The 17275-nt window shown below is 60.7% G+C and carries 13 protein-coding genes and 1 pseudogene; 5 read left to right on the plus strand and 9 right to left on the minus strand.

Annotated elements, in window-relative coordinates; all coding sequences use genetic code 11:
- Positions 1-8: 8 nt before the first annotated feature.
- The 3 genes from NVV72_02370 to NVV72_02380 all read right to left on the minus strand — a co-directional run bounded on the left by NVV72_02370 (position 9) and on the right by NVV72_02380 (position 3199).
- Positions 9-932 carry a sel1 repeat family protein gene (locus NVV72_02370; GenBank protein MCR6658228.1) on the minus strand — a complete coding sequence of 308 codons (924 nt, stop codon included), beginning with the start codon at positions 930-932 and terminating at the stop codon, positions 9-11.
- 112 nt (positions 933-1044) lie between these two features.
- A complete protein-coding gene (locus NVV72_02375; protein ID MCR6658229.1) occupies positions 1045-2220 on the minus strand; it encodes a patatin-like phospholipase family protein in 1176 nt (391 codons plus the stop codon).
- Between the two features lie 73 nt (positions 2221-2293).
- Entirely contained in the window at positions 2294-3199 is a 906-nt protein-coding gene (locus tag NVV72_02380; protein MCR6658230.1) for an SIMPL domain-containing protein, read from the minus strand.
- Positions 3200-3341: 142 nt separating this feature from the next.
- Here NVV72_02380 and NVV72_02385 point away from each other — a divergent pair, with 142 nt between their 5' ends.
- Positions 3342-4211, plus strand: a complete 870-nt coding sequence (locus NVV72_02385; GenBank protein MCR6658231.1) for a sel1 repeat family protein — start codon at positions 3342-3344, stop codon at positions 4209-4211.
- On the opposite strand, the gene NVV72_02390 is transcribed toward NVV72_02385, so the two are convergent.
- Positions 4208-7504: a transglutaminase family protein gene (locus NVV72_02390; GenBank protein ID MCR6658232.1), complete on the minus strand. Its 3297-nt coding sequence runs from the start codon at positions 7502-7504 to the stop codon at positions 4208-4210. The two genes, NVV72_02385 and NVV72_02390, sit on opposite strands and share 4 nt — an antisense overlap.
- Before the next feature lie 167 nt (positions 7505-7671).
- On the opposite strand from NVV72_02390, the gene NVV72_02395 reads away from it, so the two are divergent.
- The 4 genes from NVV72_02395 to NVV72_02410 all read left to right on the plus strand — a co-directional run bounded on the left by NVV72_02395 (position 7672) and on the right by NVV72_02410 (position 13655).
- Positions 7672-9564 (plus strand): class II glutamine amidotransferase, encoded by a 1893-nt coding sequence (locus NVV72_02395; protein MCR6658233.1) that lies wholly within the window; start codon positions 7672-7674, stop codon positions 9562-9564.
- Positions 9565-9684: 120 nt separating this feature from the next.
- Positions 9685-11133 (plus strand): circularly permuted type 2 ATP-grasp protein, encoded by a 1449-nt coding sequence (locus NVV72_02400; protein MCR6658234.1) that lies wholly within the window; start codon positions 9685-9687, stop codon positions 11131-11133.
- Entirely contained in the window at positions 11133-12071 is a 939-nt protein-coding gene (locus NVV72_02405; protein MCR6658235.1) for an alpha-E domain-containing protein, read from the plus strand. The genes NVV72_02400 and NVV72_02405 overlap by 1 nt, the downstream gene beginning before the upstream one ends.
- Positions 12072-12407: 336 nt before the next feature.
- A complete protein-coding gene (locus NVV72_02410; GenBank protein MCR6658236.1) occupies positions 12408-13655 on the plus strand; it encodes an ROK family protein in 1248 nt (415 codons plus the stop codon).
- Positions 13656-13747: 92 nt separating this feature from the next.
- Here the strand turns inward: NVV72_02410 and NVV72_02415 are convergent, their stop codons facing one another.
- The 5 genes and pseudogenes from NVV72_02415 to ruvC form a co-directional block, all read right to left on the minus strand.
- Positions 13748-14398 (minus strand): DUF1109 domain-containing protein, encoded by a 651-nt coding sequence (locus tag NVV72_02415; protein ID MCR6658237.1) that lies wholly within the window; start codon positions 14396-14398, stop codon positions 13748-13750.
- The gene (locus tag NVV72_02420; GenBank protein MCR6658238.1) at positions 14395-14898 is read right to left on the minus strand and encodes a sigma-70 family RNA polymerase sigma factor; all 504 of its coding nucleotides are present in this window, start codon (positions 14896-14898) and stop codon (positions 14395-14397) included. Before NVV72_02420 ends, NVV72_02415 begins: the two co-directional genes overlap by 4 nt.
- 75 nt (positions 14899-14973) lie before the next feature.
- Positions 14974-16008 carry a Holliday junction branch migration DNA helicase RuvB gene (ruvB, locus tag NVV72_02425; GenBank protein ID MCR6658239.1) on the minus strand — a complete coding sequence of 345 codons (1035 nt, stop codon included), beginning with the start codon at positions 16006-16008 and terminating at the stop codon, positions 14974-14976.
- A gap of 1 nt (position 16009) precedes the next feature.
- Positions 16010-16618: a Holliday junction branch migration protein RuvA gene (gene ruvA, locus NVV72_02430; protein ID MCR6658240.1), complete on the minus strand. Its 609-nt coding sequence runs from the start codon at positions 16616-16618 to the stop codon at positions 16010-16012.
- Positions 16615-17123 (minus strand): annotated as a pseudogene (gene ruvC, locus NVV72_02435) (crossover junction endodeoxyribonuclease RuvC). Before ruvC ends, ruvA begins: the two are co-directional and overlap by 4 nt.
- Between the last annotated feature and the right edge of the window lie 152 nt (positions 17124-17275).

Here is a 17275-nt window from a genome sequence, read left to right on the forward strand (position 1 = left end):
AACTTCGCTTACTGCGCCGAAGCGTAGGTATCGGCCAAAGCCGAGGCCTGGCGCATATCGGCCTCATTCAGCAGGTGGCTGCCGTCTATGGTCTTCATCAGGTTCTGCCCGTCGGGATCGCCGTCACCGGCCGCCAGCAGCGCCCAGGCATAGGCTTTCACCCTGTCCTGCGGCACGATTTCGCCGACATAGTAGAGACCGGCCATGCGGCTTTGCGCCAAGGGGAAGCCCTGTTTCGCCGAGGCTTCCACCAGGCCCAGCCCTTTGGCCGTATCCTTGTCGACGCCATGCCCGGTCAGGTACATGTTGCCGAGATTGTAGCGCGCCGGTGCATTGCCCTGGTCGGCGGCCTTTTGATACCAGTCACGCGCCGAAGCGAGATCCTGAAGCACGCCCTGCCCCGCCTCGAACATGGTAGCGACATTGAACTGGGCGATATCATAGCCCTGCCGCGCCGCCTTCAGATACCAGTCGAAGGCGGTTTTCAGATCGGCCTCGACCCCCAGGCCGTTATCATAGGCGACGCCCAGATTATACTGCGCCCCGACATAGCCCTGCTCGGCGGCGATGCGCGTCCAGTGGAGGGCTTCCTTGTAATCGACTGGCGTGACATCATAGCCCTTGGCATACATCAGCCCCAGTTCGGTCTGGGCTTCCGGATTTCCGGCATTGGCCGCCTTCTTGTACCAGTCGAACGCCTTGGCATAATCCTGACCTATGCCATTACCGGTGAAATAGTCGTCGGCCAGTTGCACCTGGGCTTTCACATCTCCGGCCTGCGCCTGAATCTGCAAGGTGGCGATATCGGCGGTTTCGGCCTTTTTATTCTGATCGGCCACGGCTTGCGGCGGCAATATGCCGGAGGTCTGCGCCAACACAGGCGATGAAAAGACCAGCAGGGCCGCAAGGCTGACAAGAGGATAAGGTTTCATGACGTATCTCGCCGTTCGTTATGGCGAGTATATGGATCGTCAGGCCAAATTCTGCCAGTATGGAGCGAACCATATTATCGCATTGCAACACCATTGCCACGCACCTGCGGCATCATGGCCACAGTTTGACGCGCTTTTTGTGCGATTCCGGTCGGATATAGTCATAAATCGCAAGGCCGGCATCAGGATCGCTGAAGGTCCGCCAGCTTGTTTCGGCCACGGCGATACCGGCGTCATGGCGGCCGTCATGCCAGTGCTCCTCCAGTGAGGCACGCCAGAACTCATAGTCCTTCGACTGGATCTCGCGGCGGTTGGCCCGGTTGATGATGTGGACCAGGCTGACCCGCCCGCTGTAGAGATCGGTCGGTTCGTCGCTGCCGCACAGGCTTTCCAGCACGTCCGCCGGCACATATTTCGCCAGTTCGCGCACCGCCTGGCGCAGGCGGTATTTCTCCAGGAAGGCGTCGGTATTGAGGCGCGTCCGGCTGGAATAGGTGATGTCCTTCATCCGCTCCTGCACCTCGTCCATGGTGGCCGGTTCCGGCCCTTCGGCGCTGAAGAGGTCGATCTGGAAGATCAGCGTGTCCTTGGCCACCCCGGCATCAAGCACATAGGACAGCGGCGTATTAGAGACCAGTCCGCCATCCCAGTAGGCTTCACCATCGATATGCACGGCCGGAAAGCCCGGCGGCAGGGCGGCGCTGGCCATGACATGCTCCGGGCCGATCCGGCGGTCGCCGCTGTCGAAATAGACGAAGTTACCCGACTTGATATGGACCGCCCCAAGACTCAGGCGCATGGGGCCTGAATTGATGCGGTCGAAATCGACATGACGCTCAAGGCTTTCGCGCAGAGGCGCCGTGTCATAAAAGCTGGTCGCTTCCGGCGTGCCGGGCCTGTTGAACCAGGGTGGCAGAAACCACGGCCGGTAGAAATTCTGCACGCCGGCCGTCAGGCCCAGAAATCCGCTCATCTGCCGGAAGGTGAAGTCACTGATATCGTGCGTGCGGGCCAGGCTTTCACCCGGCATGACGGTGGCGATATCCTTCCAGAACTGCCGCAGGTGGGAAATGCGGTTTTCCGGCGCATTGCCGGCGATGATGGCGGCGTTTATGGCGCCGATCGAGATACCGGCCACCCAGTCCGGCTCGACGCCATTTTCATGCAGCACTTCATAGGCGCCGGCCTGGTAGGCGCCAAGCGCGCCGCCGCCCTGAAGGACCAGGACGGTCTGGTCATAGGCGGCGGTCAGGGCAGCGGGTGCGGGGGAGACTTTTTCAAACGACATGACACAAAATCCCGACCTCACAAATGAAACCGGGACTTATATTGCGCCGCAATAGGTTTATTTCAAGACTGGATCAGTTCAGGCCGTAGACCACGCAGGCTTTCGCCTCCAGCCTTTGCAGCGGCGGTGTCTGGATAAATGGATTTTGCAGGGCCTTGGCTTCCAAATATTCGGCGGAGCCCGGCGCATATCCTCCCATATCGGCCATGGCGGCAGGGGCTACCATAGGCGGTGGTGGCGGTGCAGACGCATAAGCGCGGCTCTCATAAGCAACTTCCTGCGCCTGCGTGTTATCGTATGAACCATCCGGTGCCCGCGCCAGGATATCCGTCTCACAGGCGCGACCGGTCGGATCAATCACCTTGATACCGCTCAGCTTGCCGCCCGCCGCCGCCGCCGATTGCAGGGCGCGGGTATGGGCGTCCTTCACCGCTTCGGTATAGAGCCAGGTATTGGTCTCGTTATCGGGCTGGAGATTGAAATTGATCGGGGTCGATGAGGTCGGCGCCGCCGCCAGAACCAGCGCATAGGCGCGTTCCAGCAGGGCGGTATCGCGCACCTCGACCGAAAGGTTCAGCGACACCTGATACTTTTCGATCTTGTCGCCGCGCTGATCCTCGATGCGGTTGCCGTTCTTGTCGCGGTACTGCTCATAAAGCGCGCGCATGGAGAAGCTGGTGCTGATCCGCACCTTGTCCTTGCCGAGCTTGTCCAGCGCCTGATTGAGGCCCTTGGTCTGGGCAATGGCCAGGTTCTGCGCCTTTTCGGCCGTATCGGCCACCGTCAGGAAGGTGGCGGAAAAATTGGCGCGGTTGGCGGGGATTTCGGTAAAGACGTAACCCGTCTGGGTAATGACGCTTTCCTTCATCCACCACGGTGCGCGGTCATAGGGCGAGGCTTGCGGCGCCACCGTCTGGGCAGAAGCAGTACCCGCCAGGGCCAGGCCCGCCACAACGGTCATAAGTAAGATTTTACGCATATCACCCTCCCAAATATGTCAATCCCGACACTAAACCGGCGCCTTGCGGCAAAACTGAGACCGCCGACCGTTTAGTCATTTCTTATAGATGACGCGTGACAAATCCATCGAAATTTACCGCGCGAGGTGATTAGCCTGCCGCATGTCCGATCCCTTCAGCCACGGTCTATTTGACGGCATCAATCCGACGCTTTTTTACGCCGGGCTGATGCTTGTGTGTGTGGTTACCCTGGTTCTGGCAATCCGCGACCTGTGGCCGGAACGCCTCCAGTTTTCTCGTAAGCCCACCCCTTACCTGTTGGCATGGCGCAAGGCGCGCAAAGGCAATGCCCGGGCCTGTATTGATTGCGCCGACATGCTCGAAAAAGGCACGGGCGGCGCCTCGCATGATCCCGGCCGGGCGCGTCAGTTCGTGCATCGGGCGCTGGATATCTACCGCCGCGATGCCCGCAACAACAACGGCTATGCCTGGCTCAAGATGGCGGAAATCCATAACCGTCATCACAAGGGCTACGGCTTCGCCGACAAGGCCGACCGCGCCTATCACAAGGCATGGAAACTGCATGTCCGGCAGGCGGCGGAAGGCAACCTGGACGCCCTGTTCTATGCCGGCTACCAATACCGCTACGGCATGGGCATCACGGCCGATCTCGACCGGGCCGCGGACTATTTCGAAGCGGCGGCGCGAGGCGGTCATGCGGGCGCCATGAAACATTTGGGCGATCTCTATCTGCTGGGCTTCAAGGGCAAGCCGGAGCCGGTCAGGGCCGCACAGCTTTACCGTCAGGCGGCACTGAAAGGCGATACGGAGGCGCTGGAAAGAGTCGGCGACAGCTATTTCGGCAGCGCCGGCGAAGCCCACAGCCGGGAGAACGCCTATTTTTGGTACGCCCAGGCCGTGCGCAAGGGGCGCGACACCGCCCGCGACAAGCTGCGCCGCGTCTCGGAGAACTGGTCACCGAAACACCTGCGTGAGGTGCAGGAGCGGCTGCAAGACTGGAAGCCGGCCTAAGGTTTCCACCTCAGATCAAGCGTATGCGGATAGTCCGGATTAATGACCAGCGGCGGGATCTTTACCCTGCCAGCCGTATGGGTCGGGGCCTCGAAGCGCGACAGCCGGCGGCCCTCGGCCTCGTTCTCGTTCAGCGGCAGAGTGTCGTAATTGCGCCCGCCGGGGTGCATGACGTGGTATTTGCAGCCGCCGAGTGACCGGGCCAGCCGCGTATCGAGCACATCGAACTTCAGCGGCGTATTGACCGGCAGGTTGGGATGTAGGGAAGACCACGGATTCCACGCCTTGTAGCGGATGCCGGCCACCTGGATATTGCCGTCGCGCGTCGCTGAAAGCGGCAGGCGCAGGCCGTTGCAGGTGACGACATGCTGGGAGGAGACCGCTCCCTTCAGCCGGATTTCCATGCGCTCGACCGAGGAATCCACGCCACGCGAGGTGCCGCCCCCGCTCTGTTCCTCCCCCATCACCGGCCAGGGCTCCAGCGCGTTTTTCAGTTCCAGCGTAATGTCGCCGATCTGCACGGTGCCGACCGTAGGGAAACGAAAGTCGAAGAAGGGAATGAACCAGTCCGGCGAGAAACTGAACCCGCTGCCGCGCAGATAAGGCAGCACCTCCATCATGTCTTCGTGGACATAGTGGCCGAGCATGAAACGGTCGTGCAGTTGCGTGCCCCAGCGCACCAGCGGCGCAGTGTAGGGTGTCTGCCAGAAGGCCGCCACCAGAGCACGAATCAGCAGGGCCTGGATCAGGTTCATCTGCGGATGCGGCGACATCTCGAAGCCGCGCATCTCTAACAACCCCAGACGGCCGCGATCGCTGTCCGGCGAGTAAAGCTTGTCGATGCAGAACTCGGCGCGGTGGGTATTGCCGGTCAGGTCGACCAGCAGGTTGCGCAGCAGGCGATCAACCAGCCAGGGCGAAACCTCCCCGCCAATCGGAATGGATTTAAGCGCGATTTCCAGTTCGTAGAGGCTCTCGTGGCGCGCCTCGTCGATGCGCGGCGCCTGCGAGGTCGGCCCGATATAGAGGCCGGAAAAGAGATAGCTGAGCGAGGGATGGTTCTGCCAGAAGCGTATCATCGAGGCCAGCACATCCGGCCGGCGCAGAAAGGGGCTATCTTCCGGCTTAGACGCCCCCATGACAATATGGTTGCCGCCACCGGTGCCGACACGCTTGCCGTCGATCATGAACTTGTCGGCGACCAGGCGAGCCTGCGTCGCCTCCTCGTAGACCGTGGTGATGATCGATTTCAACTCCGGCCAGGAGCGTGCCGGCTGGATATTGACCTCGATCACGCCGGGGTCGGGCGTGACCGACATGCTTTCGACGCGATGGTCGCGCGGCGGCGAATACCCTTCGATGATAACCGGGGTTTTCAGCACTGACGCCACGGCTTCGATGGCGTGGATCAGGTCGAGATAATGTTCGATATAGCTGAGCGGCGGCAGGAAGAGGAACAGAGTGCCGTTGCGCATCTCGGCGCAGATGGCGGAGCGGATCAGGCCGTTAGGATCAATTTCTCCTCCCTTGCGAGCCTCTTGGCGAAGCGGGGGAGGAGAAAAAAGAATGGCTTTATACGTCTCAACCACCTTCTCAGCATCCGCCAGCGGTTCCGTCTCGGCAAAAGGCGAACGCGGTGGAAACAGATGCTCATCCACCAGAGCCTGATCGACAAACGGCAGCGCCCCCAGAGGCAGGCGCAGGCCGACCGGCGAATCCCCCGGTAGCAGCATCATCTTGTCAGTACGGAACTTCCACGCATTGCTCAGCCAGCTATCCGTCTTGGCCGAAAAGGCCAGAGGCAGGACATAGCCCGTGGGCTTGCCGACATTCTCATCCAGCCTGGCTTGCAGGCGTTTGCGTTCGGCGGCCTCGAATACGTCCGCCTTGAGCATTTCGCCTTCCAGCGGGATACGCTGCTCCTTCCAGAGCAGGTACGGAATATCCTCATAGGCGGGCAGCACATAGTCTCCACCGACAGCCAAGGCGCTGGCCAGATGGCGCAGAAACACGCCCGCCATGTCCGGTGTGGCATCGCCCTTCACTTCCGGATCGGCCAATAACGACTGATCGAGCCAGATCGGCTGCCCGTCATTACGCCAGTACATATTCATCGCCCAGCGCGGCAGGATTTCACCCGGATACCACTTCCCTTGCGCGTGCTGCGCCAGTGCGCCGTTAGCGAAGCGCCCAGATAACCGCTGGAACAGGTCATAGCCCAGCTTCTTCTTGGCATCGGAAAGCGCCGAGAAGTGCCACTCATCCCCCAACCGGTCATCGAGACTGACAAAAGTCGGCTCACCACCCATGGTCAGGCGCACATCCTGCGCCACAAGCTTTTCATCGACCTTGCCACCCAGCGTGTCGATATCGGCCCATTCGGCTTCCGAATAGGGCCGCGTCACGCGACGGCTCTCATAGATACGCGTCACGCTCATCTCGTGCGCGAATGTCGACTCCGCCTGTTCGTGCGCCCCGCTGATTGGCGCGGCCGAGGTTGGGTTCGGCGCGCAGCACAGCGGAATATGGCCTTCGCCGGTGAACATGCCGGATGTGGCGTCAAGCCCGATCCAGCCGGCGCCCGGCAGATAGACCTCGTACCAGGCGTGCAGGTCGGTGACATCCTCCGATACGCCGGAAGGCCCATCGAGCGACTCCACATCGGCCTTGAGCTGGATCGAATAGCCGGAGACAAAACGCGTCGCCAGCCCCTTGTGGCGCAGCACCTGGCAGGCCAGCCAAGCCATATCACGGCAAGAGCCCTGCAACAGGTTCAGCGTCTCGGCCGGCGCCTGTACCCCGGCTTCCATACGCAGGGTATATTTCAGGTCGGCATTGAGCTTCTGGTTGAAGGCGACGAGGAAATCGACCGTGCCCATCGTCTCGTCGGAAATGGACGCCACATAGTCCATCAGGACCGGATCGCTTTCCTTGACCTCCAGATAGGGCGCCAGTTCTTCCTTCAGCGCGTCGGAATAGGCGAAGGGGAAGGTCATCGCCGTATCTTCAAGAAAAAAGTCAAACGGATTGAAGACCTTGATCTCCAGCACCAGATCGACCGTCACCTTGAAGGACGAGGTCTTTTCCGGAAAGATGATGCGGGCCAGCCAGTTGCCGAAAGGGTCCTGCTGCCAGTTGATGAAGTGGTTGGCCGGCTCGACCTTGAGCGCGTAGGACTGCACATGCGCACGGGTATGCGGCGCGGGACGCAGACGAATGACCTGGGGGCCGAGACTGATCGGTCGATCATAGCGATAATCCGATACATGATGCAGCGCAGCCAGAATACTCATCGAATCCTTCCGGTGAAGCCGTAACAACACAGTTACGGAATCGCAAAAAAAGTGTCATCTACAAGTCTTTAGGGACTAGACAGCCGCAAATTAAAAAAGTCTAGTTGCAATGCAACAATACGTGAAAAAGACGCTTTTTCACTGGGGCAGCATGGGAAGCAATTTCTTTGAGCGCGATTTCGAGTGACATCCTGGCTTTCAGTTTCGACGGTTTGAGTTCGCCGGCGATCGACCTCAAGTTCCGCAAGGCGGACGTGAAGGGCGAGCACACACTGGGCTGGGGCCTGACCTGGTATCCGGGTGACACCAAGGCCGCCATTGTGGCGAAAGACCCCTCGGCGCGCGACACCAAATCCCTGCACGGCGCCATGCACGACTGGGACAGCTTCCGTTCCACCGTCTTCTTCTGCAAGGTGCGCGGCGCCGCTTCCGGCTATACCCATTTAGAGACCCAGCCGTTCTCGCGCAGCTTTGCCGGTCAGGACTGGGTGTTCATGCACAATGGCGATCTCGACAAGACCGCCATGCAGAAACTGCATTTCAACAAGTCGATCTTCCTCGAACCGATGGGCCGCACGGATTCAGAGCTGGCCTTTTGCTTCCTGCTCGGCAAGGTGCAGGATTACGGCGCCCGGACGCTTGCCGACGTCGATCATCAGGTGCTTTTGAGCTGGTTCCTGCAACTGGATGACATGGGCAGCGCCGACATGGTGATCTCGGATGGAACCAGCGTCGCCGCCTTCTACGGCTCCCAGTCAGAAAGCAACCTGTATTACGGCCGCCTGACGCCGCCGCATGACGAGCGGGGCTATCATTCAGACTCCGCCTCCTTCGCGCTCAACAATCCGCGCGACACCTTCCGTACCGGCCTGGTCTTCTGCTCCTCGCCGTTCCGCGAAGGCGACTGGAAGCCGATGCAGAAGGGGCAACTGATCATCGCCCGCCGCGGCGCTATGGTCTGGACCAACAAGAAGGACAGCAAGACCCAGCCCGCCCAGCAGCCGGTGCATGAGCAGGAAGGCCACCTGCAGGGCGCGCGCACGATCCAGCCCAACCTGTTCGCCGACCAGCAGGCCCAGGCCCAGCAGCTCTCCATCCTGCAATCCCTGCAACAGATGAAGGCGGTGCAGCACAACATCCTCAATGCGCGTTCGCTCACCCACGCGCCGGACGGCTCGCCCCTCACCTACCGGCTGTACGACGTCACCCACTCGACCGAATATACCTACGAACAGGAGGTCGAGCACTCGACGCACAGCTTCCGCCTGATGCCGATGGAGGACGCGCTGCAGGAAGTGGTCAATTCCACGCTCAGCATTTCCGCCGAGGGCGAGGACATGCGTTTCGAAGATGTCTTCGGCAACCAGACCATCCATTACAGCATCATCAAGCCGTACAAGAAGCTGACCATTTCCTGCCGCTCGCTGGTCAAGATCTATGGCCGGTCCGCTGACGATCTGTCACCGGAAAAGCGCCAGCATTTCATTCCGCTGTCGCTTATGCCGTGGCAGCAGGTGATGATGGAGCCCTATCTGCGCTCGCCCGAACTGCCGGAGACCCAGATTTCCGAACTCCTAGTCTACGCCATGAGCTTCGCCGAACGCAACGGCCGCCATCTGATTGACACGCTTAACGACATCAACCAGACCATCTACCGCGATTTCCGTTACGTACCGGGTTCGACCTCGCTGAAGACGACGCCGTTCGATGTCTATGCCTCGCGCGAGGGTGTCTGTCAGGATTTCGCCAACCTGTTCATCTGCCTGGCGCGTCTGCTCGGCATCCCGGCGCGCTATCGGGTCGGCTACGTCTTCACCGGCGCCGACTATGAAAACAAGATGCAGTCCGACGCCAGCCACGCCTGGGTGGAAATCTATATCCCCTATCTCGGCTGGCGCGGCTTCGACCCTACTAACGGCATATTGGTGACGCAGGACCATATCCGCGTCGCCTGCGGCCGGAACTACCTGGATGCCACCCCCACGGCGGGCACGATCTACCGCGGCGGCGGCAAGGAAACCTTGCGGGTCCAGGTCACGATGAATGAGGTTTTTGGATGAGCGCTTTCCAAAAAGTGTGACGCACTTTTCGGATTAAAAAGCGCGACAAGGCAAAGAGTAAGCACCCTGCCTCATGCCCGCGTATCTGGTCCTGAGGCGATTTTATTACCGGATTAAAACGTGGCGCTGGAAACCTACAAGACCGATGGCTTCTATGACGAGCTTTTTGCCGATAACGGCGTGGCCCATCCGGGCGCCCGCCCGCTGGTGGCGCAACTGGATACGCTCAGCCGCGCCGAACTAAAACGGCGGCAGAAACTGGCCGAGGACATCCTTTATCAGTCCGGCAACACCTTCAATGTCTATGGCGACAAGAAGGGCACCGAGAAGATCCTGCCTTTCGATATCATCCCGCGCATGGTCTCGGGCGCCGACTGGGCGAAGCTGGAACGCGGCATCGCCCAGCGCATCACGGCATTGAATCTCTTCATCCAGGACATCTACAACGACCAGAAAATCCTCAAGGACAAGGTGATTCCGGCCGAACTGATCTTCTCCTCGGCCTGCTACCTCAAGCCCTGCGAAGGTTTGAAGCCGCCGAAAGGCGTCTGGACGCATATTTCCGGCACGGACTTCGTGCGTGACGGCGACGGCGAGTTCTATGTGCTGGAAGACAATCTGCGTTGTCCGTCAGGCATTTCCTACGTGCTTGAAAACCGGGCCGTGCTCAAGCGCATACTGCCGGCGGCCTTTCACACGCTGAAGATCCGCCCGGTGTCGGACTACGGTGATCATCTATACAAGACGCTGAAGCACATCGCGCCGCACGGGAAAGATGATCCCAATATCATCGTGCTGACGCCCGGTATCTATAATTCCGCCTATTTTGAGCACGCCTATCTCGCGCAGCAGATGGGTGTGCCGCTGGCGCAGGGTTCCGATCTCGTGGTCGAGGACGATATCGTCTACATGCGCACCACCGAAGGCTTGAAACAGGTCGATGTCATCTATCGCCGTATCGACGACGAATTCCTTGACCCGCAGATTTTCCGCAAAGAGTCGCTGCTTGGCGTTCCCGGCATTATGGGCGCCTACCGCAAGGGCAATGTGGCGCTCGCCAATGCACCTGGCACCGGCATTGCCGACGACAAGGCGATCTATGCCTATGTGCCGAAGATCATCAAATACTATCTCGGCGAGGACGCCATCGCCAACAATGTGCCGACCTATATCTGCGAAGACGACACCGACCGCGAATACGTGCTGGCCAATCTCGACAAGCTGGTGGTCAAGGCGGTCAATCTTTCCGGCGGCTACGGAATGCTGATCGGCCCCAAATCCACCAAGGCCGAACAGAAGGAATTCGCCGCCCTGATCAAGGCCAAACCGCGCGACTATATCGCCCAGCCGACCCTGTCGCTGTCCCGCGCGCCCACTCTGATCGGCAACAGCATCGAAGGCCGTCATGTCGATTTCCGGCCCTACTCGCTCTATGGCGAGGAGATATTCACCCTCCCCGGCGGCCTGACGCGCGTGGCGCTCAAGAAGGGCTCGCTGGTGGTCAATTCCAGCGAGGGCGGTGGCTCGAAGGATACCTGGGTGCTGGAAGACGAAGGGGAGGCCAATTGATGCTGAGCCGTGTCGCCAACTCCATCTACTGGATGGCCCGCTACCTCGAACGCGCCGACTGCGTGGCGCGCTTCATCGATGTCAATACCCACCTGATGCTTGACCTCGCCCTCGATCAGAACGCGGCGCAATGGTATCCGCTGGTCGCCACCTCCGGCGATGACGAGGACTTCACCCGGCGTTACAGGCAGGCGGATGAGCGCGCCGTGGTCAGGTTCATGACCTTCGACCAGAGCAACCCCAATTCGATCCTGCAATGTATCTTCCGCGCCCGCGAGAACGCCCGCACGGTGCGCGAGGTCATTCCGGTCGAGATGTGGGAAAAGATAAACGAAATCTATCACCTGACCCAGAGCCAGAGCCGCAAGCGCTCAGTGGCCGATCTTCAGGACTATTACCGCGAAATCCGCCAGTCGGGACACCTGTTTACCGGCCTGATGCACAACACCATGAGCCGCGACATGGGCTGGCAGTTCGCCCATATGGGCCAGATGCTGGAACGCGCCGACAAGACGGCCCGTCTGCTCGATGTGAAATACTTCCTGCTGCTGCCCCACAACGATGTCTGGAAGGACAGCGCCTATGACGCCGTCCAGTGGGGCGCGGTGCTGAAATCGGTCAATGCGCTGGAAATGTACCGCCAGCAGTTTCACACCATCAACTACAAGGACGTGACCCAGTTCCTGCTGTTCTCGAAAGCCTTCCCGCGTTCGGTGCAGTTCTGTCTGGAAAACGCCGCCGCGGCTCTGGATACCCTGACGCCGGACATGGACGAACCCAGCCAGGCCACGCGCGAAATGGAGACGCTTTGCAAGACCCTGCATCGTTCCGACACCAGCCACATCATTTCGGCCGGCCTACATGAGTTCATCGATATCTTCCAGGCCAATCTGAATCTGGTCGATGAAGCGATCTATGAGTCCTATTTCAAAAATTAGCGGATTTGCCATCCACTCGTCTCGAAGCGATCACGGCGTATGCGTAAAGATCACGGCCATGAATTTGATGGACGAAAAGGACTGCCGGGCTGATCATCGGGCGTTCAGGGAATCCTTCGTTCCCTGATGAAGCCCGGTGCCCAGCCCCTCAAGATTGATCTTACAATTTCAAACGATAAGCCTTATAGACTAAAAGTGAATCAGGACGCCTGCCGGTTGAGGGAAATGACTGGCAAAACCTCCTTATCAAGCGCCGTTCAAGGCGTGATAAAAACAAACCCGCAGCGGAAATACCAGCGCGGGTAAGACAATATACTTACCCCGGAGGGGTTGCTTATGGGTGCGGATCAAAGGGGCGTGGATGAGCGGGTGGGCACTGGCCGGCCAGAGCCCAGGGGACACGCGCTCGGCGACTCGCTCTCCGGCACCAATCTCGAACGGGCCGGCGATCACAACCAGCGCGTCACCCTTCAGGCCATCCGCGCCGCCGGCGGTCCGATCACCCGCGCCGATATCACAGACCTGACCGGCCTTACCGCCCCCGCCATCGCCAATATCACCAAACGCCTGCTGAATGACGGCATGATCCTGAAAGCCGGTCGCCAGTTGGGCGGACGCGGCCAGCCGGCCACCAAGCTGGTGGTCAATCCGGATGGCGCCTTCTCCATCGGGCTGAATATCGACCGCGACCACATTGCCATCGTGGCGCTTGATTTCGTCGGCAATGTGCGCGCCCGCGTCTGCCGCGAAGTCCACTTCGCCATGCCCGATGAAGTCGTCGCCTTCTTCAAGGCCGAGGTCGACCGGATCGTGGCCGACAAGGCCATCGATATGTCCCGCCTGATCGGCATTGGTATCGGCATCCCTGACGATCTCGGCCGTGTACCCGTGGCCAATCGCCCCGACGCCTACCACATCTGGTCCGAAATCGATGTCGCCGCCCTGTTCGCCGAAGTCCTGCCCGTGCCGGTCTATGTTGAAAACGACGCCGCCGCCGCGTCGATCGGTGAAATGCAGTTCGGCCATGGCCTGAGGCATCGCAGCTTTATCTACACCATTATCAGCGCGGGCCTTGGCGGCGGACTGGTGATAGACGGACACTATTATCGCGGCGCCGATGGGCGTTCGGGCGAGATCGGTTTTCTGCCCGTGACCGATGAAAACGGCCAGCCGCAAACCCTGGAAGACATGGTCTCGCTCTATTCGCTGTACGATTACCTGCGCAAGGCCGGCATCAATGCCTCCACGCCCGAAGACCTCGAATCCTTAGGCGCCTCCGCGCAGGCCCGCGTGGACGCCTGGCTTGATCGCGCCACCGACAAGCTGTTCGAACCTTTCCTGGTCATGAGTTGCGCCATCAATCCGGAAGCCCATTTCATCGGCGGTCGCCTGCCCGCGGCCTATATCGAACAGCTTTGCATCCGCCTGAACCGCAAATTCGCCGCCTATCAGGGCCGCATCAAGACGCTGCCGCCCGTCATGCGCGCCGATCTGGCCGTCGATGCGGCAGCGCGCGGCGCCGGCATCCTGCCGTTCAACGACCGCTTCCTGCCGATCCGCGAAGCCTTGATGAAGACCGGCTGATCATGGGAAGATTACTGATGTCAATACTCCTGACTTTTGTGGGGGTGACCTGCATCTTCATAGCCATTCTGGCATGGCTATATGCGCAGTAGCTACCAGCGCAGCAGTTTCCCGCCCAGCAATGCCGCAATCCCGGTAAGGATCGCCACGGCCATGCCGTAGACCAGCAGCAGATAGACCGGCGCATCCCCCTGGCAATGCAGGGCATAGGCCGCCGCCATCAGCGAGGCCGTCGCCAGGCCACTCAGGGCACCCAGACTTACGGGATGCGAGGTCGCCGAGCGCCGCAACCATAGGCGCCACAGCACGATCAGCCCGGCCATACCGCCGCACAGGATGGTCATGTAGCAGATCAGCACGCCATCGCTGAGATTGGCCATGGTGCTGTCCCAGCCGTCATGCTGAAATTCCACCAGCAGGGCGCCGAATACGATCGCGCCGATGATCAGCACCGGCATCAGATAGCGCAGTTTCGGCCGTCCTTCCGGACGGACCAGGCCGGACGCCCCCAGAAGGGCGCTGATACCAAGCGCCAGGAACATCAGGGGTTTGACGACCGGCATATGGCTGCGTGGCCACTCGCCGCCCATCAGCGCCGTCAACTCCGGGCGAGGACCATAGAAAAACCAGATGTAGAACACGGCCACGACCAGACCGGCCAGAGCCCCCAGCCACAATGGCCGGCTGCGCAACGGCTTCACCGGCTTCAGATCATGGGTCAGACTGTCAATAAGGTCACTCATTGACGCCTCTCCTTGATACCCACGAGCGATTGCAGCTTTTTCAGCCCGCGATGGACGGTGACCTTGACCGCCGAAGCGCTCTTGCCGGTCTGCCCCGCCACCTCCTCGACGCTCAGGCCGTCCAGCTTGTGCAGCTTGATGATCCGCGCCTGGTCCTTCGGCAACTGCGCCAGCAGAACCGCCACGTCGCGCGCCGCCAGGTCGGGCTGCATCCCGTCTTCCAGGCCCAGTTCCTCGTTCAGTTCGACATGGACATGACGGCCGCTCTTGCGCACAAAATCGATCAGCTTGTGACGCGCCACCGCCGAGATCCACGGCAGGAAAGGCGATCCGGGATCGTAGGTGTGGCGTTTCTCATGCAAACTCAAAAGCGTCATCTGTACTAAATCTTCACCATCGCTGCCCATCAGGCGCCGCCGGAAATAGGCCACCAGCCAGGGTCTCAGGGCTTCCAGCAGGGCACGGTATGCCGCAGCGTCACCGCCCTGCGCCCGGCGCATCAAAGCCTGCCATTCACTGATATTATACGAGGCCATGCGCGTTAAGGTTACGTTCCGCGGTTGAGGTGCTTGTTATTAACCGTCGAACAGGTCCGGCGCAATGGGGGGCGAGGGCGGCGGTGTCAGGCCCAGGTGCAGGTAGGCCCGCGCGCAGGCCGTCCGTCCGCGCTGGGTCCGCTGGATAAAGCCCTGCTGGAGCAAGTAAGGCTCGATCATGTCCTCCACCGCGTCGCGCGCCTCGGCGATGGCCGCTGACAGCGTTTCCAGCCCCACAGGCCCGCCGCCATAGTTTTCGATCAGCGCCTTGAGATAGCGGCGGTCGGAGTGATCCAGCCCCACCGGATCGACCTCCAGCCGTGCCAGCGCCTTGGACGCGGCCTTTTTATCTATAATTTCTGCCCCTTCGGCATGGGCAAAGTCACGCACCCGCCGCAGCAGACGCCCCGCCACACGCGGCGTGCCGCGCGAGCGCGAGGCAATCTCCAGCGCACCATCTTCGGATAGCGGCGCGCCCATCTTGCGCCCCGCCCCCATGACCACACGTACCAGTTCCTCCGGCGTGTAGAATTCCAGCCGCAGCGGAATGCCGAAACGGTCGCGCAAGGGGGTAGACAGTAACCCCGCCCGCGTCGTCGCGCCCACCAGGGTAAAGGGCGCCAGGTCGATGCGCACCGTGCGCGCCGCCGGCCCGTCACCGATAATCAAGTCGAGCACATAGTCTTCCATCGCCGGATAGAGGATTTCCTCGACCGCCGGATTAAGCCGGTGGATTTCGTCGATAAACAGGACGTCGTTCGGTTCCAGATTGGAGAGGATCGCCGCCAGGTCGCCCGCCTTAGCCAGAACCGGCCCGGACGTGGCGCGAAAACCGACGCCCAGTTCTCGCGCCACGATCTGCGCCAGGGTCGTCTTTCCCAGCCCCGGCGGACCATAGAACAGCACATGGTCCAGCGCTTCCTTGCGCTGCGCGGCGGCGGTCACGAAGACCTTCAGATTGGCCTTGAGCGGCGCCTGGCCGACGAAATCGTCAAAGGTCTGCGGCCGCAGGGCACGGTCCTGCGCGCGCTCTTCGTAATCAGTGTCAGATTCACCGGAGATTAATCTAGCCATGCTATTTACTCAACGCCTTCAACGCGGCGCGGATTACCGCCGGCAGTTCGGCATCAGCCCCAAGCTGCGCCAAAGCTGTTTCCACCGCCAGCCGCGCATTCTGTTCGGCAACGCCCAGCCCCATCAGTCCCGCCACCGCTTCGCCATTGACCGTGGTTTTGACGACCACGCCCACCGGGGCATGGATCACCGGCCCGAAATCGGCCGTGGTCAGTACCTTGCCCTTCAGCTCGATCACGATACGCTGCGCCAGCTTGGGGCCCACACCGGAGGCGCGCACCACGGCCGTCTTGTCCTCGTGCGCCACCGCCTGGGCCAGTTGTTGCGGTGTAAGCACATCGAGCACGGCCAGAGCCGCCTTCGGCCCTACACCCTGCACACTTTGCAAGGCTTCAAACGCCTTGCGCTCATCCTTATTGAGGAAGCCATAGAGCCGTGTGCCGTCCTCGCGCGTCTGGCTTTCGATATGCAGGATCACCTCGGCGCCCAGGTCCGGCAGGGCGGCGATCGTGCGTATGCCACAGCGCACGACATAGCCGACGCCGGCGCATTCGATCAGCACCTCCTCGTCGGTGGTTTCCAGCAGCAGACCGCGCAGACGACCGATCACGCGAGCATCCTTTTCAGAGTGTTCATCTTGCGTTTGTGCGCGTGTGTAATGGCGCAGGCCAGGGCATCGGCGGCATCCGCCTTCATGCTCGCGTCCGCCTTGGGGAGCAGGCGTTTGATCATGAACAACACCTGGTCCTTGTCGGCCTTGCCGGCCCCAACCACCGATTTCTTGATATCCAGCGCGGCATATTCCGCCACCGGCATCCCCGCCTTGGCCGGCGCCAGCATGGCGGCCGCGCGCGCATGGCCCAGTTTCAGGGTCGATGACGGGTTCATATTGACGAAGGTTTCCTCTATGGCCGCCTCGTCCGGCGTCCATTCGGCAATGACCGCCCCAGGCTCTCAAACAGGTGCAGCAGGCGCACCGACAGGTCGAGATCGGTCGGTGGCTCGATAACGCCATGCGCCACCCATGAGAGCCGTGCGCCTTCGACATCGATCAGCCCCCACCCCAGACGCCTCAGTCCCGGATCAAGCCCCAATATGCGCACAACGTTCTTCATATGTTCGCTTGTATCCGCAACGGCTGACTCGCGCAAGCCCGCCGAAGCTCTATGGCCAGAAAGTTGCAAGACTGCCGCGAAAAGCCGCTTAATTCGCCTTTTGGCACAGGTTTTGGAATTTACCTTTGCCATAAAGCCAAAGCTGGGGTTAA

The sequence above is a fragment of the Asticcacaulis sp. genome (assembly GCA_024707255.1).
Lineage (GTDB): Bacteria > Pseudomonadota > Alphaproteobacteria > Caulobacterales > Caulobacteraceae > Asticcacaulis.